At 71.4% G+C, this 22,940-nt stretch carries 24 protein-coding genes and 1 tRNA gene; 10 read left to right on the forward strand and 15 right to left on the reverse strand.

What is annotated here, in order from left to right; genetic code table 11:
• Positions 1–4: 4 nt before the first annotated feature.
• Positions 5–478: a RidA family protein gene (locus G443_RS15070; protein WP_245588699.1), complete on the reverse strand. Its 474-nt coding sequence runs from the start codon at positions 476–478 to the stop codon at positions 5–7.
• 10 nt (positions 479–488) lie between these two features.
• A complete protein-coding gene (gene sp36, locus G443_RS15075) occupies positions 489–644 on the reverse strand; it encodes a Sp36 family protein (RefSeq protein ID WP_016696652.1) in 156 nt (51 codons plus the stop codon).
• A gap of 113 nt (positions 645–757) precedes the next feature.
• Here sp36 and G443_RS15080 point away from each other — a divergent pair, with 113 nt between their 5' ends.
• The 3 genes from G443_RS15080 (at position 758) to bagB (ending at position 3,266) form a co-directional block, all read left to right on the forward strand.
• Positions 758–1,009, forward strand: coding sequence for a hypothetical protein (locus tag G443_RS15080; protein ID WP_026417662.1), 252 nt, complete (start codon positions 758–760; stop codon positions 1,007–1,009).
• 89 nt (positions 1,010–1,098) lie between these two features.
• Positions 1,099–2,103, forward strand: a complete 1,005-nt coding sequence (gene bagA, locus G443_RS15085; protein WP_026417663.1) for an ATPase BagA — start codon at positions 1,099–1,101, stop codon at positions 2,101–2,103.
• Positions 2,100–3,266 carry an ATPase BagB gene (gene bagB / locus G443_RS15090; RefSeq protein ID WP_051313498.1) on the forward strand — a complete coding sequence of 389 codons (1,167 nt, stop codon included), beginning with the start codon at positions 2,100–2,102 and terminating at the stop codon, positions 3,264–3,266. Before bagA ends, bagB begins: the two co-directional genes overlap by 4 nt.
• Positions 3,267–3,423: 157 nt before the next feature.
• Here bagB and G443_RS15095 read toward each other — a convergent pair whose 3' ends face one another.
• The gene (locus G443_RS15095) at positions 3,424–3,723 is read right to left on the reverse strand and encodes a WhiB family transcriptional regulator (protein WP_016701412.1); all 300 of its coding nucleotides are present in this window, start codon (positions 3,721–3,723) and stop codon (positions 3,424–3,426) included.
• A gap of 262 nt (positions 3,724–3,985) precedes the next feature.
• Between G443_RS15095 and G443_RS15100 the strand changes: the two genes are divergently transcribed.
• On the forward strand, positions 3,986–6,484 hold the full coding sequence (locus G443_RS15100; RefSeq protein WP_030226142.1) for a penicillin-binding protein: 2,499 nt from the start codon (positions 3,986–3,988) through the stop codon (positions 6,482–6,484).
• Between the two features lie 28 nt (positions 6,485–6,512).
• Here G443_RS15100 and G443_RS15105 read toward each other — a convergent pair whose 3' ends face one another.
• Complete coding sequence (locus G443_RS15105) at positions 6,513–6,977, reverse strand: GatB/YqeY domain-containing protein (RefSeq protein ID WP_026417665.1); 465 nt, start codon at positions 6,975–6,977, stop codon at positions 6,513–6,515.
• 119 nt (positions 6,978–7,096) lie between these two features.
• On the opposite strand from G443_RS15105, the gene G443_RS15110 reads away from it, so the two are divergent.
• The 4 genes from G443_RS15110 (at position 7,097) to G443_RS15125 (ending at position 10,650) form a co-directional block, all read left to right on the forward strand.
• A complete protein-coding gene (locus G443_RS15110; protein WP_030226139.1) occupies positions 7,097–8,059 on the forward strand; it encodes a metallophosphoesterase in 963 nt (320 codons plus the stop codon).
• A 51-nt stretch (positions 8,060–8,110) separates the two neighbouring features.
• A tRNA-Pro gene (locus G443_RS15115) sits at positions 8,111–8,184 on the forward strand.
• A 203-nt stretch (positions 8,185–8,387) separates the two neighbouring features.
• Positions 8,388–8,600, forward strand: coding sequence for a hypothetical protein (locus G443_RS15120; RefSeq protein ID WP_026417666.1), 213 nt, complete (start codon positions 8,388–8,390; stop codon positions 8,598–8,600).
• Positions 8,601–8,781: 181 nt separating this feature from the next.
• Complete coding sequence (locus tag G443_RS15125; RefSeq protein ID WP_026417667.1) at positions 8,782–10,650, forward strand: S9 family peptidase; 1,869 nt, start codon at positions 8,782–8,784, stop codon at positions 10,648–10,650.
• Between the two features lie 88 nt (positions 10,651–10,738).
• Here the strand turns inward: G443_RS15125 and G443_RS15130 are convergent, their stop codons facing one another.
• The 10 genes from G443_RS15130 to G443_RS15175 form a co-directional block, all read right to left on the reverse strand.
• A complete protein-coding gene (locus tag G443_RS15130; protein ID WP_026417668.1) occupies positions 10,739–11,224 on the reverse strand; it encodes a ferritin-like domain-containing protein in 486 nt (161 codons plus the stop codon).
• Positions 11,225–11,297: 73 nt separating this feature from the next.
• The gene (locus G443_RS15135) at positions 11,298–11,723 is read right to left on the reverse strand and encodes an organic hydroperoxide resistance protein (protein WP_026417669.1); all 426 of its coding nucleotides are present in this window, start codon (positions 11,721–11,723) and stop codon (positions 11,298–11,300) included.
• A 237-nt stretch (positions 11,724–11,960) separates the two neighbouring features.
• On the reverse strand, positions 11,961–12,521 hold the full coding sequence (locus G443_RS15140; RefSeq protein WP_026417670.1) for an NADPH-dependent FMN reductase: 561 nt from the start codon (positions 12,519–12,521) through the stop codon (positions 11,961–11,963).
• 167 nt (positions 12,522–12,688) lie between these two features.
• Entirely contained in the window at positions 12,689–13,123 is a 435-nt protein-coding gene (locus G443_RS15145; RefSeq protein WP_026417671.1) for a hypothetical protein, read from the reverse strand.
• A 3-nt stretch (positions 13,124–13,126) separates the two neighbouring features.
• Positions 13,127–13,675 (reverse strand): peptidoglycan recognition protein family protein, encoded by a 549-nt coding sequence (locus G443_RS15150; RefSeq protein ID WP_030104654.1) that lies wholly within the window; start codon positions 13,673–13,675, stop codon positions 13,127–13,129.
• A 272-nt stretch (positions 13,676–13,947) separates the two neighbouring features.
• The gene (locus G443_RS15155) at positions 13,948–15,417 is read right to left on the reverse strand and encodes a catalase (protein WP_035291463.1); all 1,470 of its coding nucleotides are present in this window, start codon (positions 15,415–15,417) and stop codon (positions 13,948–13,950) included.
• A gap of 22 nt (positions 15,418–15,439) precedes the next feature.
• Positions 15,440–15,889 carry a Fur family transcriptional regulator gene (locus tag G443_RS15160; RefSeq protein ID WP_030104656.1) on the reverse strand — a complete coding sequence of 150 codons (450 nt, stop codon included), beginning with the start codon at positions 15,887–15,889 and terminating at the stop codon, positions 15,440–15,442.
• 316 nt (positions 15,890–16,205) lie between these two features.
• Positions 16,206–17,465 (reverse strand): CaiB/BaiF CoA transferase family protein, encoded by a 1,260-nt coding sequence (locus G443_RS15165; RefSeq protein WP_026417674.1) that lies wholly within the window; start codon positions 17,463–17,465, stop codon positions 16,206–16,208.
• A gap of 175 nt (positions 17,466–17,640) precedes the next feature.
• Positions 17,641–18,717: an aspartate-semialdehyde dehydrogenase gene (locus G443_RS15170; protein ID WP_026417675.1), complete on the reverse strand. Its 1,077-nt coding sequence runs from the start codon at positions 18,715–18,717 to the stop codon at positions 17,641–17,643.
• A 37-nt stretch (positions 18,718–18,754) separates the two neighbouring features.
• Positions 18,755–20,020 carry an aspartate kinase gene (locus tag G443_RS15175; RefSeq protein ID WP_026417676.1) on the reverse strand — a complete coding sequence of 422 codons (1,266 nt, stop codon included), beginning with the start codon at positions 20,018–20,020 and terminating at the stop codon, positions 18,755–18,757.
• Between the two features lie 335 nt (positions 20,021–20,355).
• Between G443_RS15175 and G443_RS15180 the strand changes: the two genes are divergently transcribed.
• Positions 20,356–21,444: a putative hexosyltransferase gene (locus tag G443_RS15180; RefSeq protein WP_026417677.1), complete on the forward strand. Its 1,089-nt coding sequence runs from the start codon at positions 20,356–20,358 to the stop codon at positions 21,442–21,444.
• A 96-nt stretch (positions 21,445–21,540) separates the two neighbouring features.
• Entirely contained in the window at positions 21,541–22,173 is a 633-nt protein-coding gene (locus tag G443_RS15185; RefSeq protein WP_026417678.1) for a nitroreductase family protein, read from the forward strand.
• A 35-nt stretch (positions 22,174–22,208) separates the two neighbouring features.
• On the opposite strand, the gene G443_RS15190 is transcribed toward G443_RS15185, so the two are convergent.
• Positions 22,209–22,496 (reverse strand): hypothetical protein, encoded by a 288-nt coding sequence (locus tag G443_RS15190; protein WP_026417679.1) that lies wholly within the window; start codon positions 22,494–22,496, stop codon positions 22,209–22,211.
• Positions 22,497–22,940: the final 444 nt, after the last annotated feature.

Genomic DNA, 22,940 nt, shown 5'->3' on the forward strand with positions numbered 1-22,940 from the left:
CCGTTCAGTCGACCTCGACGATGATCTCGACCTCGACCGGGGCGCCCAGCGGCAGCTCGGACACCCCGACGGCCGACCTGGCGTGCTGGCCGGCCTCGCCGAAGATCTCGCCGAACAGCTCGGAGGCACCGTTGATCACGGCGGGCTGGCCGGTGAACCCGTCAGCGGAGGCGACGAAGCCGACGACCTTGACGATCCGGACCACCGAGTCCAGCCCGACGAGGGCGTCGACCGCCGCGAGGGCGTTGAGGGCGCAGGTTCTGGCGTGCTGCTTGGCTTCCTCCGGGCTGACGTCGCCCCCGACCTTCCCGGTGGCGGCGAGCGCCCCGTCGACGATCGGTACCTGACCGGAGGTGTAGACGAGGGAGCCGGTGCGGATCGCTGGCACGTAGGCGGCCACCGGCGCGGCGACCGCGGGCAGCGACACCCCGATCTCTTGGATTCGCTGGGTCCAGGAAGGCCTCATGTCCTCACTCATCTCTCCGCGCTCAGCCCTTGGGACGCTTGAGGTAGGCGACCAGCTGCTCACCGGTCGGCCCCGGCAGCACCGTGACCAACTCCCAACCGTCCTCGCCCCACTGGTCGAGGATCTGCTTGGTGGCATGGATCAACAACGGCACCGTGGCGTACTCCCACTTGGTCATGTGTCGGAGGGTAGTCGTAACGGAAGGGCCACCGTCCGCGTCCCACGGATGGGGACTCCCCGACCACCGTTCGGCGGGACCGAGTGATGGGATCGAGTCGGTAATGTGGCTGGGTGGAGATCTGGCGGATGGCGGCCACCGCCCTGCTGGTGCTGTTCGGCGGCATCCTGGTGCTCGTGGTGATGGCGCAGGCCAGGGACCGCAAGGGACGGTCGCGCGGGGACGTGGTCCGCAACGGCGCCATCGCCTCGGCGGTGCTGGTGGTGGCGATCCTCTGCGTGGCGTTGTGGCTTCCCTCGACCGTGGCCTGGGGGCTGGTGGCGGCCGCGGGCATCGCCGTGGCCGTGCTGACGATGGTGGATTGACCCGTGTCCCGGCTCGCCCGGTACCCGGGTGGGAGGAGTGGTGGCACTGCACGGGAGCCGGACCGTGTCGTGGCGTTTAGGCTGACCGTGTGAGGGCCTCAAGCTCCGGATGGACCGAGCAGCTCGCGCGGGTCCGGCTGCACGTGGTCACGGGTAAGGGTGGCACCGGGAAGTCGACGGTCGCCGCCGCGGTGGCGCTCGCGCTGGCCAACGGGGGCCGTCGGGTACTGCTCGTGGAGGTCGAGGGGCGGCAGGGGATCGCCCAGCTCTTCGACACCGCGCCGCTCCCCTACTCCGAGGAGCGGCTCGCGCTCGCACCGGGCGGTGGTGAGGTCCGCGCGTTGGCCGTGGACGCCGAGGCCGCGCTGCTGGAGTACCTCGACATGTTCTACAACCTCGGCTTCGCCGGGCGGACGCTGCGCCGGATGGGAGCGATCGAGTTCGCCACCACCCTCGCTCCCGGTCTGCGGGACGTGCTGCTGACAGGCAAGATCAAGGAGTGCGCCGGCCGCACCGACCAGCGGGGACGGCACGTCTACGACGCGGTCGTGGTGGACGCGCCACCCACCGGCCGCATCGTGCGGTTCCTCGACGTCACGCGGGCGATGGTCGACCTCGCGAAGGTCGGTCCGATCCGGGCCCAGAGCGAGGGGGTGGTGCGGCTCCTGCACTCGGGCGACACCGCGGTGCACCTGGTGACCACCTTGGAGGAGCTGCCGGCGCAGGAGGCGGTCGAGGCCGTGGAGGAACTGGATGCCGCCGACCTGCGCCCCGGCGCCGTCGTGGTGAACCGGATCAGCCCGAACCGGCTGCCGGCCCGGTCGGTGGCCGCGGCGGCGGACGGCCGTCTCGACGAGGCCCGCGTTCGGGCCGGGCTGGAGTCGGCCGGTCTCGCCCTCACCGACGACCAGTTGGACGGGCTCGTCGGTGAGACGGTGGAGCACGCCCTGCGGGTGCGGTCCGAACAGGAGGCGTGGCGGCACCTCCGCCAGCTCGACCTGCCGTTGCTGGAACTGCCGGAGCTGACCGAGGGCGTCGACCTCGCCTCGCTGTACGAGCTCGCCGAGACCATGCGCGACCAGGGCCTGCGATGACGGCACCGGGACCAGCGGCCGGGAGCCGTCGTCGGCCGGCCGCGCTCGACGTCGACGGGTTGTTGGCCAGCCCGAGGACCGAGATCGTGGTGTGCTGCGGTTCGGGTGGCGTCGGCAAGACGACGACCGCGGCCGCGCTCGGGTTGCGTGCCGCGCGCCTCGGCAGGAGGACGGTCGTGCTGACGATCGACCCGGCCCGACGCCTGGCACAGGCGCTGGGGCTCCGGGAGCTGGGCAACCAGCCTCGTCGGGTCGAGTTCGCCGAGGAGGAACCGGCCGGCGAGCTGCACGCGATGATGCTCGACATGCGCCGGACCTTCGACGACATGGTGTTGGCCCACGCGGGGGACGAACGCGCCGAGCAGATCCTGGCCAACCCCTTCTACCAGACCATCTCCTCGTCCTTCTCCGGCACGCAGGAGTACATGGCGATGGAGAAGCTCGGGCAGCTGGCCGCGGAGGGGGACTGGGACCTGATCGTGGTGGACACTCCGCCGAGCAGGTCCGCACTGGACTTCCTCGATGCGCCGCAGCGGTTGTCGACGGTCCTCGACGGCACGTTGATCCGGTTGCTGGCCGGCCCGGCCAGGGCTGGCGGGCGGGGCATCCGGCGGGTCGTCGGCGCGGGGTTCGGCCTGTTCAGCAAGGCGGTCTCGACGATCGTCGGTGGCCAGTTGCTCGCGGACGCCTCCGCGTTCGTGCAGGCCTTCGACAGCATGTTCGGGGGTTTCCGCGAGCGGGCGGAGCACACCTACCGGATGCTGCGCTCCCCGGGCACGGCGTTCCTGGTGGTGGCCGCCCCGGAACCGGATGCCCTGCGGGAGGCCTCCTACTTCGTCGACCGGCTCGCCACCGAGCGGATGCCGTTGGCGGGTCTCGTCGCCAACCGCACCCACCCGGTGCTCACCGACCTGCCGGCCGCCAGCGCCCTCGCGGCGGCGGACCAGCTCGGTGGAGGTGCCCCGCTCGCCGCCGCCGTGCTCCGCCTGCACGCCGACCGGGTGTCGGTCGCGGACCGCGAACTCCGGTTGCTGTCACGCTTCACCAGGGCTCATCCGGGAGTGCCGATCATCGGTGTCCCAGCACTCGCGAAAGATGTTCACGATATGCGGGGTCTCCGTGAGATCGGCGAACGACTCGCGAGTAGGCCCGACGCCGGTTAGCCCCACGCGCTCCCGCGCTAATGGCGAAAGCGATCGGGAATCGCCTGGAATTTGGCCGGACGGCCGGCCAATGGGCGGACAACTGGTTGATCACGCAATTCGGCGGGGCCGCCGGGCCGACGCCCTCGTCGCGCCGGCCCGGCGTCACCGTGTCCCGTCAGGACACCTGGTACTCGATGTCGGTGTGGCGGCGGCGCGCGGCCTCCAACAGCTCGCGCCAGGACTCGACGTCCGGCCTGCGACGGAGCAGCGCGCGCCGCTCCCGCTCGGTCATCCCGCCCCAGACACCGAACTCGATGCGGTTGTCCAGCGCCTCGGCCAGACACTCGGTACGAACCGGACAGCCAATGCAGACCACCTTGGCCTTGCGCTGTTCCGCTCCTCGGACGAACAACTGCTCAGGGTCCTCGTCACGGCAGGCCGCTCGAACCCGCCAATCCCCCTGGATGAACATCATGTCCCCCAGCTCCTTGTGTCTTCCGACTCACCAGGTGCCCCCCCGGCACCCGCGGTCAGTGACATTCCGTTCCGATGGAACGCCCTGTCTTACCTTGTCGTGAGACCTTGACGGACTGTAGAGCAGATTGGTTCCATCAATTTCACCGGGTATGACAAACATTACGGTCTGTCACCCGTTTCGCAACCCTTAGTCATCATTTCGAGTGGTGCTACCTCACTTCGTCGTTATACGGGCGCCACCCCGGACGTACGCTGAGCGGGTGCGGTTTCGGGCTGGCGTACTCAAGCTCTTCGGACTCTGCGTGCTCGCGGGGGTACTGGCCGCCGGGGTGTTGTTCCCCGCCGTCGGCGGTCTCGGCGTGGCGTCCAACCAGGCGAGTGACACTGTGGACAGCCTCTCGGCCGACCTCGTGACCACGGACCCTCCCCTGGTCAGCACGATCACCGACTCCGAGGGCGACCCCATCGCCTACCTGTTCGACCAGTACCGGGTGCTGGTGGAGCCGCACGAGATCGCCGACAGCATGAAGGCGGCCATCATCGCGGTGGAGGACCAGCGCTTCTACCAGCACGAGGGCGTCGACTGGCGGGGCACGTTCCGCGCGGCGGTGACGAACCAGATGTCCGGCAGCATCGCGCAGGGCGGTTCCACCCTCACCCAGCAGTACGTCAAGAACTACCTGGTGCACGTGGTCGCCGCCGACAGCCCCGCGGAACAGGCCAAGGCGATCGAGCAGACCCCCGCCAGGAAGCTGCGCGAGATCCGGATCGCCCTCCAACTGGAGCAGAACCTCGACAAGGAGGAGATCCTCGCCGGCTACCTGAACATCGTGCCCTTCGGCAACCAGACCTACGGCGTCGGCGCCGCCGCGCGCACCTACTTCAACACGACGGCGGACCAGTTGACCGTTCCGCAGGCCGCCCTGCTCGCGGGGATCGTCAACAGCCCCGGCTCGTTGAACCCCGAACGCAACCCGGAGGAGGCGAAGCGGCGGCGCAACATCGTCATCGGGTTGATGGCGGAGCAGGGGCACATCTCCGAGGAGGCCGCCGAGGAGGCGAAACGGGAACCCCTCGGGCTCGCGCAGCCGTTGGGGCGCCCCCCGAACGACTGCGTGGGCGCCGGGCCGAGCGACGGCTTCTTCTGCGAGTACGTCATCGACTACCTCGCGAGCGCCGGCTTCTCCAAGGACCAGCTCAAGCGCGGCGGCTACACGATCCGGACCACGCTGGACCACTCGATCACCGAGATGGCGAAGCGCGCGGCCGAGGACCAGGTGCCCAAGACGACCGAGGGCATCGCGAACGCGATGGCGGTCGTGGAGCCTGGGCACGACGGCCACAAGGTCCGTGCGCTGGTGGCCAACCGGGACTACGGGCTGGACCCCGAGGCCGGTCAGACGATGTACCCGCTGCCCAGCGGCATGACGATGTTCGGTGCGGGGTCGATCTACAAGACCTTCACGGCGGCGGCCGCCCTCGAGGCGGGCATGGGCATCCAGAACGAGGTCGACGTGCCCACCACCCACGTGTCCTCGGTGTACTTCAACAACGGGGCGCCCTACCAGGTCAGCAACGACAACGACGGGTACCCGGCCCGGATGACCCTCCAGGACGCCCTGGCGAAGTCCCCCAACACCTCCTTCGTGGCGTTGCAGGAGCGGGTTGGGCTCGACGCGGTGGTGGACATGGCGGAGCGCCTCGGCCTCCGGCAGGGCATGACCGGCATCAACCACCAGGGCGGCCAGATCGACCCCACCGCCGAGCGCGAGGAGCAGCGACTCCCGCAGGCGGAGTTCCTCAAGGAACGGGGCATCGGTGCCTTCACCCTCGGCTTCACCCCGACGAGCGTGCTGGAGCTGTCCAACGTCGCCGCGACGATCGCCAGCAACGGGGTGTGGTGCCCGCCCTCCCCGATCGAGGAGGTCCTCGACCGGCACGGCAACCCGGTGGCGATCACCGAGGCCGACTGCGAGCAGGCGGTCGAGAAGGAGGTCGCGGACGCGCTCTTCGTGGGGATGAGCAAGGACGACACGGAGGGCACCGCGCGGGCCGCAGCCCAGCAGGTGAGCTGGGACAGGCCGATGCTCGGCAAGACCGGCACCACCCAGAACCACATGTCCGCCGGGTTCATCGGCGCGACCCCGCAGATGGCCGGCGCGGTGCTCACCTTCAGCGACGGGACCTCGGTGCAGGGGATCTGCGACGGCGACCCGCCGATGCTGTGCGGGGACAACGGCAACATCTACGGAGGGCGCATCCCCGCCCGAACGTGGTTCGCGACGATGACCGGGGTGCACGAGGGCCTGCCGGTGGCTCCGCTGCCCGCGCTGGACCCCAAGTTCGAGTTCGGCGGTGAGGACCACCAGGTTCCCAACGTGGTCGGGATGGGCGCCGCCCAGGCCCGCACGGTCCTCCAGGAGGCCGGTTACCAGGTGTCCGAGGCGCAGACCAACAGCAGCGAGCCGCGCGGCACCGTGGTGACCCAGTCCCCCCGGGGCTTCGCCCTCCCCGGGGACACGATCACGATCTCGGTCAGCACCGGGTACGTGCCGCCGGCGGAGACCGAGCAACCCGGTCCGACGGATCAGCCGCCCGGCGAGGGCGGCACCCCGGCTCCCCCGCCCGAGGAGGGTGGGCCCAGCGTGCCGCCGGTCCCTCCGCCCGCACCCGAGCCAACCCAGCCCGAGCTACCGGAACCCCCGGACGACGGCGGTGACCAACCGCCCACCGATCCACCGGTGGGCGAGGGCAACTGACTCCGTTACCCGCGGGCCGGCCTCCTGCTCAAGCCTGGAGGCCGGCCCGCACGAGTTCCACCACCCGGCTCCCGTCGGCGCGGCCGGCCACCCTGGCGGTGGCCGCCTTCATCACCTGTCCCAGGTCGGCCGGGCCCGGTCGCCGGCCCAACCGCGCTCCGACCTCCTCGATGGCGGCGCCGACGAGCTCGGTGAGCTCGTCCTCCCCCAACTGACGGGGGAGGTAGGCGCGGAGGATGTCCGCCTCGGCCCGCTCCGCCTCGGCCGTGTCCGCCCGACCGGCCGACCCGAAGGCCTCGGCCGCCTCGTCCCGCTTCCTGGCCTCCTTGGCGACGGTCTGGGTCACCTCCGCCTCGGTCAGCGGGCGGCCCGTCCGCCCTTCGGCGTTGCCGATGGCACCCAGCACCGTGCGGAGGGTTCCGACCACGCGGGTGTCCCTGCTCTTCATCGCCGCCACCAGATCGGCGCGCAGCCGTTCCTCGAGATCGCTCACGCTCGGAACGTACGCCGTGGCCGGCTGGCTCGGGTGATCGCGGTGGTCGGAGCGGCCCGGTCCGTCCCGCACCCATCGCCGGTCGGGCGGATCAGACCCGAGGCCGTAAGCTGAATCGGGTGAACACTCTCGGGCGCACCTTGATCGGAACCGCCGCCCTCGGGGTCGCGGCCGTCGGCTATGCCGCCGGGATCGAACGACGGCACTGGACGCTTCGGAACGTCACGCTGCCCGTGCTCGCGCCCGGAAGCCGGCCGATCCGTGTCCTCCACGTCTCCGACCTGCACATGACGCCGAACCAGCGCTCCAAGCAGGAATGGGTGGCCGCGTTGGACGCGCTCGAACCGGACCTGGTGGTGAACACCGGGGACAACCTCGCGCACCACCAGGCTGTTCCCGCCGCACTGCGGGCACTGGGCCCCCTGCTCGATCGACCCGGGGTCTTCGTCTTCGGCAGCAACGACTACTACGCGCCCAAACCCAAGAACCCGGCGCGGTACCTGCTGCCGGTCCGCCGGACCAAGCGCATCCACGGCGTGCCGCTGCCCTGGCGGGATCTGCGGGCGGCGTTGACCGAGCGAGGTTGGCTCGACCTGACCCACCAGCGGCGGAGCTTCCGGGTGGGGGGCCAGCTGGTCGTGGCCGCCGGCGTCGACGACCCCCACCTCCGCCGGGACCGCTACGACGACATCGAGGGCCGCCCGGACCCCCGGGCCAGGTTGTCCCTGGGTGTGACGCACTCCCCGGAACCGCGGGTCCTGGACCGCTTCGCCGACGACGGTTACGACCTGGTGCTCGCCGGCCACACCCACGGTGGCCAGTTGCGGGTCCCCTTCTACGGTGCCCTGGTGACCAACTGCGAACTGGACCGTTCGCGGGCACGCGGGGCCTCGCGGTGGGGAGCGCACACCTGGCTCCACGTCTCCGCGGGCCTCGGGACGTCGCCCTACGCGCCGGTCCGCTTCGCCTGCCCGCCGGAGGCCAGCCTGTTGACCCTGGTGCCACGACCTCGCGAGGCTGGTTCCGGGCCGGTGCCGGCGAAACCGACGGCCGGTTTCCGGGCGGGTGGGGGCATGGGCTAGACTCTGTTCCGTCAGGCGGTGAGGCCCCTGCGGGGCTGGTCGCAAGACGATCGGGGTGTGGCGCAGCTTGGGAGCGCGCTTCGTTCGGGTCGAAGAGGTCGTGGGTTCAAATCCCGCCACCCCGACAGACCGGAGGCCCAGGTCAGGGAAACGTCGTGTGTTCCCCGACCTGGGCCTTCGTCATGTGTGGAGGCGGCCCGGCCCAGCCGAGCGCGGCCGGCGGGACCTCCTCGATCGGGTGATCATGGTGCGGTCGCCGTTCACCTGTCCGATCCATGCTGCGAGAGTGGGGTCGCCAGCTCGTCTCCGGGAAGGTGCCTCCAGCCTCATGGACTCCCGTCCTGCCCTCGGTGCCGTCGTGTTCGCGCTCGCCCTCATGGGCGGTGCGCCGCCGTGGCCTCCGACCGACTCCCAGCCCAACCTGCTCCCCTCGGTACCGGTACGTGGCTGCGTCGAGGCTGGGGGAACGCTGACGTTCCACCCCCACGGCCCCGAGTGCGCGGGCGGCGGGTACGACCGCCACCCCATCGCCCTCCCCTGACCTGCCTCCGGCGGGACACCTGCCCGGCCGGTTGGGCTACCCACGGGGGTCGCGGCGCGCCCGTGGAGCCAGCCGAGGCAGGACGCGGCACTCCCCCGCCGGCACCCTGCCGGGTCGGACCGTCCGTGGTGGTCGCGTGCGAACGTTTCGCCCGCTGCGGGTATCGGGCAGGATCGAGGGGGTGAGCAAGCATCCCAGCGCCGAAATCCCGGAGACCCTGTTCGACGACCCGGCCGAGGAGGAGCGGTGGCGCGCCCGGTTCAGCGCGCCTCGGAACTCACTCCCCGACTGGGCGCTGGACGCCCCCGACCGCAACCTGTACGTGTCCAACTCCAGCGGTGTCTGGGAGGTCTACGCCTGGGACCGGGCGACCGAGACGCACCGTCAGGTCACGGACCGGCCGAACGGGACCACCTACGCCACCATCAGCCCCGACGGCGAGACGATCTGGTGGTTCTCGGACACGGACGGCAACGAGTTCGGGCGTTGGGTGACCGAGCCGTTCGCCGGCCTGCCGGTGGACGCCAGCGTCGCGGCGGCACCACCCGGGGTGCACGAGGGGTACCCGGCTGGTCTCGCCCTGGGCGCGGAGGTCGTCGTCTGCGGGGCCTCCACCGACGAGGGCACCACGATCTGGGCGAGCAGGGCCGCCGAGGACGGCGGCTACCACCCCGCTCGGGTGATCTACCAGCACGAACAGGACGCGGATGTCGCGGCCCTTTCCCACGACGAGTCGCTGCTGGTGCTGGCCCACTCCGAACACGGTGACTCCCGCCACCCGGCGCTCCGCGTGCTGCGGGTGCGCGGTGACGAGGTCGACGACGCGCCGGTAGCGGAGAAGTGGGACGGGACGGGCAAGTCGCTGTCCGCGCTCGGGTTCCCGCTCATCGCGGGTGACCCGAGGCTGTTGGTCAGCCACGAACGCCGAGGCCGGTCCGAGCTGCTGATCTGGGACGTGGAGAACGACACGGAGACCGAACTCCTGATCGACCTGCCCGGGGAGTTGTCGGCGAGCTGGTACCCGAACGGCACGGCCCTGCTGGTCACCCACGAGCACGAGGCCCGCTGCGTCCTGTACCACTACGATCTCGCCTCCGGCGCCCTGACCAGGTTGCCCACCGCGACCGGGACGGTCACGGGAGCGGACGTCCGGCCGGACGGCACGGTGGAGTACTCGTTGTCCTCCGCCGAGCGCCCCGCCGCCGTCCGGGCCCTCTACACCGACGGATCCGACGCGGTGATCCTCCAGCCGGGCGGCACGCCGGCGCCGCCGTCCCAACCGCTGCGGGACGCGTTCGTGGAGGGCCCCGGCGGGCGGGTCCACGCGCTGTACGCCCGTCCGGAGCACGCACCGGACGGACCGCTGCCCACCGTGTTCAGCCTCCACGGCGGACCGCACGCGGCCGACGAGGACCGGTTCTCCGCCTACCGCGCGTTGTGGCTCGACGCCGGGTTCGCCGTGGTGCACGTGAACTACCGGGGCTCCACCGGGTACGGCTCGCGGTGGCGGGACGCCATCGAGGGGCGGCCGGGGCTCACCGAGTTGGAGGATGTCGCCGCCGTTCACGACTGGGCGGTGGCCAGCGGCCTCACCGACCCGGACCGCAGCGTCGTGGAGGGGGCGTCCTGGGGCGGTTACCTGACGCTCATGGCGCTGGGCACCCAGCCGGACAGGTGGGCGGCCGGCATCGCGGGTGTCCCGGTCGCGGACTACCTGGCCGCCTACGAGGACGAGATGGAACCGCTCCGGGCCTTCGACCGCGCGTTGTTCGGTGGGTCACCGGACGAGGTCCCCGAGCGGTACCGGGACTGTTCCCCGCTGACCTACGTGGACAAGGTGCGGGCGCCGGTCCTGGTGCTGGCGGGGGAGAACGACCCGCGTTGCCCGATCCGGCAGATCGACAACTACCTCGACCGGTTGGCGGCGCTGGGCGCGACCTACGAGGTGTACCGCTACGACGCGGGGCACGGGTCGCTGGTGGTCGCCGAGTCGCTGCGCCAGCGGGCCGCCGAGGTGCACTTCGCCCGGCGCGCTCTCGCGGCCGGCTGAGGCTCGCCGCGCCCGCCGCGTCCGACGGTCCGTGCCGCTGACCGCGCTCCGGGGCTCCCACCGCGGTGGGAGCCCCGGAGGGCGACCGTCACCGACCGGCCAGCTGGGCCTGCCACATCCAGCGGGCCTCCTCCAGCTTGTCGGTCAACGCGATCAGCAGGTCCTGCGTCACCTGGTCGGTCTTGTCCGTCTCGTCGATCCTCGCGCGCACACGGTGCACCAGGTCGTCCAGGATGCCGACCACGTCCCGCACGACGTCGCCGTCCTGGCGCCAACCGTCCGGGTAGTTCGGCAGGCCCGAGCCCTCGGCCACGGACTTGGCCCTGCCGTCCGGCGAGACACCGAGTGCTGCGGCCCGCTCCGCGACCTTGTCGGAGTACTTCCGCGCCATCGACACGAGGTCGTCGAGCTGCAGGTGCACGCTGCGGAAGAACGGGCCCACGACGTTCCAGTGCGCCTGCTTGCCGATCAGGGACAGGTCCACCAGCTCCAGAAGCGTGGCTCGCAGCGCCCGCCCGGTGACGTCCCGTTCGGAGTCGCCGAGGGTGCTGGTGATGGGGCTGTTGCTGCTCATGGCTGTCACACCTCTTCCGTGGATGACGAGTCCGGTCGGTGGGCCGCGCCCACCCTCGGTGGGCGGCTGGCGCTCAGACGGTCGCGCTGACCCTCACGGGGACGTTCCCCCGGGTCGCCTTGGAGTAGGGGCACATATGGTGCGCCGCCTCCACGAGCTCGTCGGCCTGCGGTTGGTTCAGGCCGGGCAGGTGGGCGCGGAGGCTGACGGCGAGGCGGTAGCCGGTGTCGGCCTCGTCGACCTCGATGGCGACCTGGGTCGCGACCTGGCTGTCGGCGACCTTGATGCCGGAGAGCCTCGCGGCCTGGAGCACCGCGCTGTGGAAGCACGCCGAGTAACCCGCCGCGAACAGCTGCTCGGGGTTGGTGGCGGGGCCGCCCCGGCCGCCGAGTTCGGCGGGGACGGCGAGTTTCTCGTCGATCACCCCGTCGTCGCTGCGGACCTCTCCGTCCCGTCCGTCGCCGACGGACACCGCCGCCGCCGTGTACCGCGCGCTCATACCCTCCGCCTCCCGTGTGGTGCTGGTCCGGCCCCGGCCGGGGCCGGCCGGCCGACCGACGTGGCGGCTGTCCGCCACTCTTGCCGGGTACCCGGGAGTGCGGTGATTATGCTCGGTGGCCTTGGAGCTCAGGCGGCCCGCGCTCGTCCTCGGGACCGGTGCCCCGGCCCGGCTCGGACCGGGCACCGCCGGTTCGAACGGAGTTGGCCGGGCCTGGGCGGAGGTCGTCGACGCGCGTCAGCGCCGGTACTGCTCGGCGAAGTCCACGACCTGCTCCCCGATCGTGCGCAGGGTGTCGGCGACACCGTCGTCGGAACAGCCACCGATGTCGTCGAACCGGACCTGTCCTGAGTGCAACGAGGCTCCGAGCGGGGTCGGCCAGCCCCGGAGGGCGTGCACGATGGACCGGAGGGCGTTCAGGGTGCTGACCCCGGCCTGCCACCCGCTGGCGGTCGCGACACAGCCGACGGCCCGGCCGTGCAGGTAGGGCCGGTCGTCCGTGCGCAGGTCCTCGACGTAGTCGAGCGCGTTCTTCACCAGACCGGAGACCGTGCCGTGGTAGCCCGGGGACACCAGCACCACTCCGTCGGCGTCCCGCAGCTCGGCCACCAGGCGCTCCGCGCGGGCGGTGCGCTCGCTGATCGCCGGGTCGTAGAAGGGGAGGAGGAGATCCGAGCCGGTCAGGATGGAGGTCTTCGCGCCGCGTTCGGCCACGCCGGCCAGCACCGTCCTCAGCACCCGCTCGGACTGGGAATCGTCGCGTATCGAACCGCCCAGGCCCACCACCGTGATCGTCATGATTCCCCATCCTGCCATTCGCATCGGCTCCTGTGACCCGCCGAAACGGCTGTTCCCACACCGTGCGACCCGGCGGGTGGCCGAGCCTAGGACCTCAAGCCAACTCGAGGTCAAGTCACCGCGCCCGCCTGGGTGGGGTGAGCCAGGAGGAGGCGATCTGGCGCTGGTCAGCTGGTCATCCGAGCGGAAACCCGGCGGACGATCCGTTCGGCCTCGGACGCGCGGTCCGGCCCGAGGACGGCGAGGACGTCCTCCCGGAGCAGGTCGAGGAAGGACCGCCGCGGGCTCGCCGTGATCCCGGGCCCCGGGGCGCCCGCGTGGGCCGGAGGTGGCGGGGGCTCGTCGACGTGGCTGGACTGGCGGAACAGCGCGTACAGGCTCGCCGTCATCATGTTCACCGGCAGGACGGCGGGCGCCTCCTCGGCCGTGGTGGCCCCGACCGGGACCGCGGCCGTGTTGGCGGCCGCGAGACCCGCGTACTTGCTCGCCTCGGAGAGCATCTGCCAGGCCGGTGCGCCGCGACCGGTGCCGTGGAAGTTGATGAAGGCGTTCCACACCGCGCTGGCGATCTCCTCGGCGGTGGGTGGGGGTACGGCGGTCATCGGTCACGCTCCCAGGTGGCCGGCCACGGTGTCCCGGAAGGCACGCATGTCGCCTGGCCAGTGCGCGGGGTCGTTCTTCCGCCCCGGGGCCCACTCCTTGTGCGCGATGGTGCGTTCCACCCCGAGGCCGACGTGGGTGAGCAGGGCCGCCACACCGCGCGGGTAGGAGTCCAGCTGGGCCTCGGTCCAGTCACGCCTGGTGCCCACCGACTCGGCCTCGACTCCGAGCAGGTGCTCGTTCCCGGTGTCGACGGGGACATCGCGCCAGGGCCCTCCCCGCCCCGCGTGGTAGGCGAGCCCGGCGGCGATCACGATCCACGTGCCGTCGCGCGCCAGGCCGAGCTGGGCCAACGGTCCGGTGAGAGCAGAGGTGCCGTCCCGGACCACGGCGAGCGAGGGGTAGTTGCCCTCCGCCGGCCCGGCCGTGTGGTGCAGCATCACGCCGCGGATCTCGCCGAGGCCGCCGTGCCCGCGTTCCTTCCAACCGGCCTCCTCGTGGACCCGCAGCCCTCGTTCCCGCAGGACGTCGGCCAGCCAGGTCGCGTGCGCCATCGTTGCTCGCCCCCTTCATGTCACCGAACAACCCACCAATTCCCTTGGTGGTGAATTTCACACCAGAAGATCGTCCCGCCAATTGGCCCACACGGGTACCGCCAAGAAGGGGGACGAAGTGACGCGAGCGAGTGATCGGGCGGGGCAGGTTGGTCACGGAGGAGGAGACTTCGGCGCCCGGGACACGGCGCTGCCCGGCCAGCTCCACGTGCTGGCCGGGCAGCGCGAACGCCACGGGGAGGGTGGAGGGTGGGCCCGCCCCCGTGGACGCGTCAGCTCTCGAAGGACTCGGCCACCTTGTCGCCCAGTCCCTTGTCGACGTTGCGCCAGTACTGGAGCGCGCGCTCCAGGATTGGCTTCGACACCCCGTTGCTCAGGTGCCCCACGATGTTGCCGACCAGCCGAGCGCGCTGGTCGTCGTTGAGGACCTCCCGAACGAGGGTGCCGGGCTGGCCGAAGTCGTCGTCCTCGGAGTGCAGCTGGTAGGCGGACCGAACGATCTCGTCCCGCACCCCGAAACCTGCCGCCGTCTCACCCGCCACCGCGGCGCTGGCGTGCGCGCCACCGAAGGAGTTGGGCGCGTACACCGGGTCACCCGGGTTCGAGTAGCGCATGGCCCCGTCCTTGGAGTAGCTGTTGACGGGGGCCTTCGGCTGGTTCACCGGCAGCTGCGCGTAGTTCGCGCCGATCCGGTACCGGTGGGCGTCCGGGTAGGAGAACATGCGGCCGAGCAGCATCTTGTCCGGGGACGGCCCGATGCCGGGCACCAGGTTCGTCGGCTCGAAGGCCGACTGCTCGATCTGCGCGAAGTAGTTGTCCGGGTTCCGGTCGAGGACCATCCGGCCGACCTTGATCAGGGGGTAGTCGCCGTGCGGCCACACCTTGGTCAGGTCGAACGGGTTGAACCGGTAGTCCGCCGCGTCCTCGTAGGGCATGACCTGCACGTACAGCGTCCAGGACGGGTGCTCGCCCGCCTTGATGCTGTTGAACAGATCGCGGATGTGGTAGTCCGCGTCCTGCCCCGCGAGCTGGTCGGCCTCGCTCTGCGTCAGGTACTCGATGCCCTGGTCGGTCTTGAAGTGGTACTTGACCCAGAACTTCTCGCCGCCAGCGTTCTCCCACAGGAAGGTGTGCGAGCCGTAGCCGTTCTGGTGCCGCCACGTCCGGGGCAGACCCCGGTCGCCCATCAGCCAGGTGACCTGGTGGGCCGACTCGGGCTGGAGGGTCCAGAAGTCCCACTGCATGTCGTGGTCGCGCAGGTGGTTGTCCGCACGGCGCTTCTGCGAGCGGATGAAGTCGGGGAACTTGATGGGGTCCCTGATGAAGAAGATGGGCGTGTTGTTCCCGACGATGTCGTAGTTGCCCTCGGACGTGTAGAACTTGATCGCGAACCCGCGCGGGTCGCGCCAGGTGTCCGGCGAGCCGAGCTCACCGGCGACCGTGGAGAACCGGACCAGGCTCTCGGTCCGAGTCCCCGGCTGGAAGACGGCGGCCTTCGTGTACTGGCTGACGTCCTCGGTGACCTCGAAGAACCCGAAGGCGCCCCCGCCCTTGGCGTGCACCACGCGCTCGGGCACCCGCTCGCGGTTGAACTGAGCGTTCTTCTCGATCAGGTAGTGATCCTGCAACAGGATCGGCCCGTTCGGGCCCGCGGTCAGCGAGTGGTCGTCACTCGCGACCGGGATCCCGACGTTGTTCGTGGTGTAGCGCGCCTCGGCCACGCGTCCTCCTCGTCGTTCCATCCGTGGTAGGAACTGCCCGTTCTCAACCCGCGCACTCGGCGCACAGGCCCCAGAACACGACCTCCGCCTCGTCCACCGTGAAACCGGCGACGTCCGACGGGTGCAGGCAGGGCGCCGCGCCGCGAACGCAGTCGACATCGGTGGTACGTCCGCACCGCCGACAGACCAGATGGTGGTGGTTGTCCCCGGTCCGTGTCTCGAACCGCGCCGGATGCCCGGCCGGCTCGATCCGGCGAAGCAACCCGGCGGAGGTGCAGGCGTGCAGCACGTCGTAGACGGCCTGCGTGGAGACCGTCCCCAAGCGCGCGCGCACCGCGACCGCCACCTGGTCCGCCGTCTGGTGCGGGTTCTCGGCGAGCCATTCGAGCGCCGCCAGACGTGGGGCGGTCACTCGCAGCCCAGCGGCCCGCAGGGCGGCCCGGGTGTCCGGGACGGCCGGCGGGGCCGGTGACAGGGCGTTGGCGTCGTTCATGGTGTCCCCAGTTCAGCACTTAATCTGGAATCAGTCAAGTAACCGATGTGGTCAACATTGACCGCCCGTCGAGGAGACGGAACGCCCACTGTCCCCCGACCAGCACCGCCCCGGTAGCGCTCGGTGCCCGACGCCACGGCTACTCGTCCCGCCGGCGCGCCCCAACCCGGTCCAGAGCCGGGTCCGGTGACCGAGGAGGCGCGCGTGGGCCCGCGAGCGGTGCTCTCCCCCGCTCGCTGGTCCGGACGGCGAGCGGGGGGAGGGTGGGAGCCGCACCGCCCGACCACGTTCGCGCTCCTCGGAGGGGACGGCGGCCTCAGCGCGACGCGGTGTCCACCGCCACCTGCTCGCCGACGTGCTCCTGCCGTTGCACGACGACGCGGGAGGCGAGCAGGTCCGCGGTGTTCGCCACTCCCCACTCCAGGAGCACCTCCTCGGTGTGCTCACCGCGCAGCGCGGGACGCCCGGGCATGGCGGCGGGGGTCCCCGCGAAGCGGGGCGCCGGGGCGGGCTGCTGCACCCCGTCCACCGTGACGAAGGTGCGCCGCGCGGCCAGCTGCTGGTGAGCGGCCGCTTCCCGCAACGACAGCACCGGGGCCACGCAGGCATCGCTGTCCGCGAAGACGGTCGCCCACGCGTCCCTCGTCCTGGTCCTGAAGGCGGCCGCCAACGTCTCCCGCAGCTCGGGCCACCGGTCCGGCTCACGCGCACCCACCTCGGGGGGCACCCCCAGCAGCCGGAGGAACTCCGCGTAGAACTTCGGCTCCAACGCACCCACCGCCAGGTAGCCGCCGTCCGACGCCTCGTAGACCTCGTAGTAGGGCGCGCCGGAGTCGAGCAGGTTGGCACCCCGCTCGTCGCGCCACCGCCCGGCCGCGAGCATCGCGTGGACGAAGGTGGCGAGATGCGTGGTCCCGTCGACGATGGCGGCGTCGACCACCTGCCCCGCGCCCCCTCGGGCGACCCGCAGCAACGCGGCGAGCACGCCGACGGCCAGGTACATCCCGCCGCCCCCGAAGTCGCCGAGCAGGTTCAGCGGGATGCTCGGTGGGGACCCCGCCCGGCCGATGGAGTGCAACACCCCGGTGACGGCGATGTAGCCGATGTCGTGCCCCGCGGTGTGCGCGAGTGGCCCGTCCTGGCCCCAGCCGGTCATCCGCCCGTACACCAGGGCCGGGTTCCTGGCCGCGCAGTCGGCGGGGCCGACACCCAGCCGCTCGGCGACCCCGGGCCGGAACCCCTCGATCAGCACGTCGGCGGTGGCCGCGAGGTCACGGGCCGCCGCGGCGCCCCTGGGGTCCTTCAGGTCGATCGCCACCGAACGCTTGCCGCGCCCCAACAGGTCGTGCCGGCCGTCGTCGATGAGGTGCGCGCCATCGGGCCGGTCCACCCGGACGACCTCCGCGCCCAGGTCGGCGAGCAGCATCCCGCAGAACGGCGCGGGCCCGATCCCCGCCAGCTCCACGACCCGGACGCCCGCCAGCGGGCCGGTGCCCGTCGGGTTCCCGCCGCCACCCGGGACCGCCGCTCCGCCGTCCCCGCGTCCTTCCCGTCCGAAGTTGGTCTCCCCGACCACAGTGCTCTCCCGTCTCTCGCCCCGCGCGATGTGCTAACCACAACGGCGCTTCGTCAACCCAACTTTTCGGCGATTCTCCGCGCGACCGGGTGATATGCGTCGAGTGAACGGTGACAAGCGACGAGCGGCCCGCCGGTGTCGACGAGCCGCTCGTTCGATCGGGTGAGGCGCGGGATCAGGACGTGGCGACCTTCTCCGCGATCTCGTAGGTGTTCAGGGCCGCTCCCTTGCGCAGGTTGTCCCCGCACACGAAGAAGTCCAGCGTGTTCGGGAAGTCCAACGCCTGGCGGATGCGGCCCACGTAGGTCGGGTCACCACCCACGACCTCGGCCGGCGTCGGGAAGACGCCCCGCTCCGGGTCGTCCCGGAGTACGACGGACTCCTGGCGGGCGAAGACCTCACGAGCGGCCGCCACCGTCACCTGCCGGCCGAACGTGGCGTGCACGGCGAGCGAGTGCGTGGTGACGACCGGGACGCGCACGCAGGTCGCGGACACCTTCAGCCCCGGGATCCCGAGGATCTTGCGGGACTCGTTGCGCACCTTCAACTCCTCGGAGGCCCACCCGTCCTCCTTGAGGGAGCCGGCCCACGGCACGACGTTCAGCGCCAGCGGGGCTGGGAACGGGGACTCGGCGGGCAACCCGGCCGCCGCGAGCGCCTCGGCGACGTCACCAGCCCGACTGCCGACGTCCTTGCCCGCGACCGCAGCCACCTCGGCGTGGAGCCGGTCGACGCCGGCCTGGCCGGCGCCGGACGCCGCCTGGTAGGACGCCACGACGAGCTCGGTCAGGCCGAACTCGTGGTGCAACGCCCCGAGGGCCGCCATCATCGACAGCGTCGTGCAGTTGGGGTTGGCGATGATCCCCTTGGGCCGGCGGTGCACCTGCTCCGCGTTGACCTCCGGCACCACCAGGGGGACCTCCGGGTCGAGCCGGAAGGCACCGGAGTTGTCCACCACGACGGCGCCCCTGGCGGCCGCGACCGGGGCCCACTCGGCGGAGACCTCGTCGGGGACGTCGAAGCAGGCGACGTCGACGCCGTCGAACGCCTCCGGGGTCAGTTCGACCACCGTCAGCTCGGTGCCGCGCACGGTCATCCGCTTCCCGGCCGACCGGGCGGAGGCGATCAGGCGGATCTCACCCCAGGGCACGGTCTCCCTGGAGTTGAGGATGTCGATCATCACGGTGCCCACGGCCCCGGTGGCACCGACGACGGCGATCGTCGGGCGGGTCCGGCCGGTGGTGTCGTTCATGTTCTGGTTCTTCCTCTCGACTACTGGTCGGCCGCCGTCAGCGCCCGGTCCCCGCGTACACCACGGCTTCCTCGTCGCCGCCGAGCCCGAAGGCGTCGTGGATCGCGCGGACCGCCACGTCGAGGTCGTCGTCCCGGATCAGCACCGAGATCCGGATCTCGGAGGTGTTGATGATCTCGATGTTCACCCCGGCCGTGGCCAACGCCTCGCAGAAGGAGGCCGTGACACCGGGGTGTGAGCGCATCCCCGCTCCCACCAGCGAGACCTTGCCGACGTGGTCGTCGTAGAGGACCTGGTCGAAGCCCACCTCGTCCTTGATCCGCTCCAGTTCCGCCACCGCGGTCGGGCCGTTGGTCTTGGACAGGGTGAAGGTGATGTCGGTACGGCCGGACACCGTGCCGGACACGTTCTGCAGCACCATGTCGATGTCGATCTCGGCGTCGGCGACGACCCGGAAGATCCGCCCGGCGACGCCGGGGTTGTCCGGCACGCCGGTCACCGTCACCTTCGCCTCGGAACGGTCGTGCGCGACTCCGGTGATCATGGCTTGTTCCACGGAAAGGTCCTCCACTGACCCGGTGACGATGGTTCCCGGCTTCTTGCTGTACGACGAGCGGACGTGGACCGGCACCCCGTACCGGCGGGCGTACTCGACGCACCGCAGCATGAGCACCTTCGCCCCGGACGCGGCCAGCTCGAGCATCTCCTCGTACGGGACCATGCTCAGGTGACGGGCGTCGGGGACGATCCGGGGATCCGCGCTGTACACGCCGTCCACGTCGGTGTAGATCTCGCAGACGTCGGCCTTCAGCGCCGCGGCGAGGGCCACCGCGGTGGTGTCCGAACCGCCACGGCCGAGGGTCGTGATGTCCCTGGTGTCCTGGGCCACCCCCTGGAAACCGGCGACCAGGACGATGTAGCCCTCGTCGAGCGCCTGGCGCACCCGGCCGGGGGTGACGTCGATGATCCGCGCCTTCTGGTGGGCGCCGGTGGTGATCACGCCGGCCTGGGATCCGGAGAACGAGAGCGCCTCGGCGCCCAGCGAGTGGATCGCCATCGCGACCAGGGCGTTGGACATCCGCTCGCCGGCGGTCAACAGCATGTCGAGTTCGCGTTCGGGCGGCGAGGGCGAGACCTGCTTGGCGAGCTCGAGCAGCTCGTCGGTCGTGTCACCCATCGCGGAGCAGACGACGACCACGTCGTTCCCCGCTTTGCGGGTCTCGACGATGCGCTCGGCGACCCGTTTGATGCGGTCCGCGCTCTGCACGGAGGAACCGCCGTACTTCTGGACGACGAGCGCCACGTGTCCAAACCTCCTCAGGTCAGTCCGTCTGGCAGTGCGGGACGGCCCGACCCGAAGCAGCTCGGCAGCAGTTGGACAGCCCCGCCGCCAAGTCAGCGTACAGAGAACTAACGCCGGACCCGAGTACCAATGGCCCGAAGTAGCCTGGGCGACCGAGTTGACGAGTGGTGCGGAGGAGCGCGTTGCGCGTAGATGCGGAGGCCCAGTCGGCCCACGCGAACACACCCCGGAAAGACGACCCTGACCTGGGTGGGGATGCCGGTTCGACGGACCGTCGGTGGCGGCTCCCGGCGGGCTGGACCCGACACCCCGCCGTCCACCTGTTGGCTCCCGGTGTGGTCTACCTCGCACTCGTGCGAATCGGGCTCCTCGTGCTGGGGTGGATGGCCGATGCCAACGACGTGTCGACCACGGACGCGCGCACGGTGTGGGACGGCCAGTGGTTCCTCGGCATCGCCGAGTACGGCTACGCGGGGGTACCGCCGACCCTGGTCGACGCCTTCGGGAACCGCTCCGCCGAGACCCCGCTGGCCTTCTTCCCCGGCTACCCGTTGCTCGTGCGGTGGGTGTCGGAGCTGCCGGGGGCGGGCCTGGTCGGTGCCGCCTTCGCGGTGAGCACCGTTTCCGGGGTCGCGTGCGCCTACGCCCTGGCGCGGCTGGGGGAGCACGTCGGGGGTTCCCGCCGGGCGGGACTGCTGACGGTGGCGCTGTTCGCCGCCTCGCCGATGGCGGTGGTGCTGTCCATGGCCTACTCCGAGGCCCTGTTCTGCGCGTTGGCCGCCTGGGCGCTGGTCGGCGTCGTCGAACGGCGGTGGCTGGTCGCCGGCCTGTGCGCCGCCGCGGCCGGTCTGGTGCGCCCCACCGCCGGGGCTCTGGTGATGGCCGTCGGGCTGGCGGCGCTGGTCGCGGTCCTCTCCCGCCGCGACGGGTGGCGGCCCTGGGTGGCTGGTCTGCTCGCCCCGCTGGGGCTGCTCGCCTACCTGGGTTGGGTCGCCACGAGCACGGGTTCCTTGACGGGCTGGTTCGACCTCCAGGAGCGGGGGTGGGACTCCCGCTTCGACGGCGGGGCGGCGACGCTCCGCTTCACCCTCGACGTGCTGGCCTCGGCTCCCTCGGTGCTGGAGGTCGCCACCGTGGCGATCCTGGTGGGAGCGGTGGTGTTGCTGCTCGTGGGGATCCGCATGGGCGTCTCCTGGCCGCTCATGGTGTACGCGGCCGGTGTGCTGATGATGGACGTCGGGTCCAACGGGCTGATGAACTCCAAGGCACGTCTGCTGTTGCCCGCGTTCACCCTCCTGCTGCCCGCCGCCGTCGCGCTGTCCCGCCGTCGTCCCGGCACGGTGGCCGCCGTGCTGGGCGGTGTCGTCGTCACGGGATCGTGGTTCGGGGCGTACGCGCTGACCGCCTGGCCCTACGCGATCTGATCCGGAGCGGGGGCGGAAGTACCCGGCACGGGGACTGCCCCGGTACCCGCCCCCTCGGTAGGGTGGCGCCGAAGCCGGAGGGCCGGGAGGTGCCGTGTGACGGAGACCGAAGCACCGGACGAGCGGCGGGGCGGGTGGGCCGAGACCAGTGCTCCCGTGCACCCGCTGATCGCGGGCCGCTGGAGCCCGCGGTCGCTGGACCCGACGGCGACCGTGAGCGAGGAGGCGCTTCGCGCCCTCTTCGAGGCCGCCAGGTGGGCGCCGTCGTGGGGGAACACCCAACCAGCTCGCTACCTGCTCGGCCGGCGGGGGGACGACACGTTCGACCGGATCCTCCAGACCCTGAACCGGGGGAACCGGGGATGGGCCCAGTCGGCCGGAGCGCTCGTCGTCGGCGTCGCGACCGTGTTGGACGGCACCGGTCAACCCCTGCCCTACGCCGAGTACGGCCTCGGGTTGGCTACCCAGAACCTGGTCCTCCAGGCGGTCGCCGAGGGCTTGGTCGCCCACCAGATGGCGGGTTTCGACAGCGACGCCGTCGCCGAGCTGTTCGACATCCCCGACAGTCACGAGGCCCGGGTGGTCATCGCCGTGGGCCACCTGGCGGCCCCGGGAACCGGTGACCCGGTGACGAGGGAGCGGGACGCGCGTCCCCGGGTCCGCCGCGACCTGTCCGAACTCGTCTTCCACGGCGACTGGGCGCACCCGGCGTACCCGGGCGCCGACTGATCGCCAGTCCCGCGACCGCCTCGGGACCGGGTGGCTCAGCCGAAGATCTTCGCGGCGACGCCCATCACCAACACCCAGAACGCGGCGGCGAGCCCGTAGTCGGCCAGCAGTTGGAGAGTGGGGTTCCCCGCGTCGAGGAGGCCGGGGAAGAACAACGAGAGGAAGTCGGCCGCGTCGGCGACCGTCGAGACCAACTCCTGGTTCTCCCCCCAGCCGAACAGGGTGAAGACGATGTGCCCTACCAGGATGGCGGCCAGCGCGAAGCCGACGAGGTTGATCAGTGTCGCCACGGTCGAGGGACCGCGCTGTCTCCGTGCCGCCATGCCCACGAGTGTGCCGGGTGACGGGCTGCGAGGGAAGATCCGCCTCCCGCCGGCAGCGCCCTGTCCGGTGCCGGACGAGCGAGGGGGCCGTCCCCCGGCGAGCGGGCCGACGGGTCCGACCCGTCGGGGTGGCCGGGACGGACCGAGGAGGGGCTGGCCGGGTGGCGCCAGGGCCGAGGACGTCACCGGGTGGCGATGGGCTCGCCGGACCGACCCGCCACCCACTTCGAGGGGAGGCGCGAGCTCCCGTGTCGGACGCCGAGGACGGGAGGTCCAGCACCGCACCGGTGGGGACATCGGCTGGTGTGCTCTCCGCCACCCTCCCGCCCGGGCGAGGGGTTCCGCCGGCACCCTGAAGGCTGGTGGACGACGTGGCGGACAGCCTGGACGACCGTCCCCCCAGGTCAACGAGGTGAACGCCCAGATCGTGGACAGCCGGCTTCC

The sequence above is a fragment of the Actinoalloteichus caeruleus DSM 43889 genome (assembly GCF_000429185.2).
Taxonomy (GTDB): Bacteria; Actinomycetota; Actinomycetes; order Mycobacteriales; family Pseudonocardiaceae; genus Actinoalloteichus_B; species Actinoalloteichus_B caeruleus.